Below are 2,317 nucleotides of genomic sequence, written 5' to 3' on the forward strand. Positions count from 1 at the left end.
ATCGTCACCACGCCCTAGTATGCGCAGGAAATGGGGCGGATTTGCCTTCCCGGAGGCACCAGACCTGATCTTTTTTATTAGCCCACGCCTTGAGATGATATTGCCAAACATGATGCTGATTTGTGGTTACGTGGGACACGCCGTTTCCTCCTGGATAGACGTCTGCGTAAGTCCCGCTTCGCCCAAAAGCTGTCTGTCAGCAACTGTTCGCCACCTGGCCCTAAGGAAACAGAACCCCGGAGCAAGTCCGGGGTGACGGCGGATGGGGATAGCGGCATGGCAGGCGTCCGCCATAGTTTGCAAATATGCGTCCCCATGCTATAGTTCATAGCGCTACAGGATGGCACCATGCGGATTTTTAAGACCAGATGGGTGGCGCGCTTTGTCCGGCGGGAGCGGATTGATGATGCGGGACTGAAAGAGGCTATTGCCAGGGCGGAGCGTGGACTGATCGACGCTGATCTGGGTGGTGGCCTGATCAAGCAGCGGGTCGCACGCCCCGGACAGGGGCGATCAGGCGGGTTTCGGATGATCGTTGCCTATCGGACGGCAGACCGGGCTTTCTTCGTTTACGGCTTTGCGAAAAACGAGCGCGACAATATCGACGATGATGAATTGCAGACCTTGAGGGACATTGCCGCCGCGTTTCTGGCCCATGATGACCCTGCCCTTGATGACGCCGTGCGCAACGGCCAGCTACAGGAAATGGATGATGGTAAAAGCGCTTAGCAAACTGACCATGGCCCTGCTGGAAACAGCAGAGGACATGCGTGACGCCGGGCTGATGGGCGAGGAGGGTTATCGCAAGATCACCATTCGCCATCTGGGGCCGGATGCGCCGCCCACGGCCACACCGATCACGCCGGAGGAAATCCGCAGCGTGCGCGAACGGGCGCATTTGAGTCAGGCAGCGCTGGCCAGATATCTGAACCTGACGACCGGCTATGTTTCACAACTGGAGCGAGGCACCAAACAGGCCAAGGGACCGGCGCTTGCCCTGCTGAACGTCATTCGCCGCAAGGGCATTGAAGCGCTGCTGTGATTGCCCGGCGGCGGTGCGGGAAGTAGTCGCCTACTTTTTCTTGCCGAAGTCCACGGTGACCACGTTGGAGCCATCCTCCGCCACGACCTGCGGGCCGTCATTTTCGGCTTCGTCATGGGGTTCGGGCAGGGCATCGCCCGCGACCTGAAACTGGAGCGCGAAGTTGACGGCGGGGTCGACGAACGCGGTGATGGCGGCGAAGGGGATATAGAGGTGGGCGGCGACCTGATTGAAGGTCAGGCTGACCTCGAAATGATGGTCGCTGACTTTGAGGTCCCAATATTTATTCTGGAGGACGATGGTCATTTCGTCCGGGAAGCGTTCGATCAGCCGCTTGGGGATGTCGACGCCGGGTGCCTGGGTCTTGAAGGTGATGTAGAAATGGTGGCTGCCGGGCAGGCCGCCGCTGGCCTGCACCTCTCCCAACACGCGGCCGACGACGGCGCGCAGGGCTTCCTGCACGATTTCGTCATAGGGAATCAGGCTGTCGGGCAGGTCATCGCTCATGCGCCAATGTCCTAACGACGCGAAACAGGGGGTCAACCCCCGCCCCTCAGATTGCACGACCAGATTGCAAGATGGGCGGCACGCGCTATAGGGCCAGCATGCGCACGGCCGAGATTCACCGCAACACGGCGGAAACCCAGATCGACGTAACCGTCAACCTTGACGGCACGGGTCTTTATACGGTGTCGACGGGCATCGGTTTCCTGGATCATATGATCGAGCAATTGTCGCGGCATTCGCTGATCGACATGACCGTCAAGACCGTGGGCGACCTGCATATCGACCAGCATCACACGACCGAGGATACTGCGATCGCGATCGGCGAGGCGGTGGCCAGGGCGCTGGGCGACAAGCGGGGGATCAGCCGCTATGGCAGCGTCTATTCGCCGATGGACGAGACGCTGACGCGGGTGGCGCTCGACATTTCCGGGCGGCCCTGGCTGGTGTGCAAATTGCCCTTCACGGTGCAGAAGGTGGGCGAGTGGGATACCGAAATGGTGGAGCATTTCTTCCACAGTTTCGCGCAGGCCGCTGGCATCACGCTGCACATCGAATTTCTCTATGGCAGCAATAATCACCATATCGTCGAAAGCGCGTTCAAGGGGCTGGCCCGCGCACTGCGGCAGGCGGTGGAGATCGACCCGCGCAAGGCGGACGCGATCCCGTCGACCAAGGGGATGTTGTGAATTCGCTTATCGCATTTTTCCCCTTTAATCCTCCCCTTATAGGGGAGGTGGCTGGCGCAGCCAGACGGAGGGGTGTTGCCCT

The 2,317-nt window shown here is 60.1% G+C and carries 4 protein-coding genes; 3 read left to right on the plus strand and 1 reads right to left on the minus strand.

Translation table 11 applies throughout. The features are described from left to right. Positions 1 to 348 precede the first annotated feature (348 nt). Positions 349 to 729, plus strand: a complete 381-nt coding sequence (locus EBBID32_RS17895) for a type II toxin-antitoxin system RelE/ParE family toxin (protein WP_006962711.1) — start codon at positions 349 to 351, stop codon at positions 727 to 729. Continuing rightward, on the plus strand, positions 713 to 1,042 hold the full coding sequence (locus tag EBBID32_RS17900) for a helix-turn-helix domain-containing protein (protein ID WP_196805690.1): 330 nt from the start codon (positions 713 to 715) through the stop codon (positions 1,040 to 1,042). Before EBBID32_RS17895 ends, EBBID32_RS17900 begins: the two co-directional genes overlap by 17 nt. A 30-nt stretch (positions 1,043 to 1,072) precedes the next feature. On the opposite strand, the gene EBBID32_RS17905 is transcribed toward EBBID32_RS17900, so the two are convergent. After that, entirely contained in the window at positions 1,073 to 1,549 is a 477-nt protein-coding gene (locus EBBID32_RS17905) for an SspB family protein (RefSeq protein WP_006962716.1), read from the minus strand. 98 nt (positions 1,550 to 1,647) lie between these two features. On the opposite strand from EBBID32_RS17905, the gene hisB reads away from it, so the two are divergent. Then, positions 1,648 to 2,235, plus strand: a complete 588-nt coding sequence (gene hisB, locus EBBID32_RS17910) for an imidazoleglycerol-phosphate dehydratase HisB (RefSeq protein WP_037491646.1) — start codon at positions 1,648 to 1,650, stop codon at positions 2,233 to 2,235. Positions 2,236 to 2,317: the final 82 nt, after the last annotated feature.

The sequence above is a fragment of the Sphingobium indicum BiD32 genome, from assembly GCF_000382885.1.
Lineage (GTDB): Bacteria > Pseudomonadota > Alphaproteobacteria > Sphingomonadales > Sphingomonadaceae > Sphingobium > Sphingobium japonicum_C.

Bases quoted from the DNA above. Each gene is read 5' to 3' on its own strand.
- EBBID32_RS17900 (WP_196805690.1), top strand. From the start codon at position 713: ATGGTAAAAGCGCTTAGCAAACTGACCATGGCCCTGCTGGAAACAGCA.
- hisB (WP_037491646.1), top strand. From the start codon at position 1,648: ATGCGCACGGCCGAGATTCACCGCAACACGGCGGAAACCCAGATCGAC.
- EBBID32_RS17895 (WP_006962711.1), top strand. From the start codon at position 349: ATGCGGATTTTTAAGACCAGATGGGTGGCGCGCTTTGTCCGGCGGGAG.
- EBBID32_RS17905 (WP_006962716.1), bottom strand. From the start codon at position 1,549: ATGAGCGATGACCTGCCCGACAGCCTGATTCCCTATGACGAAATCGTG.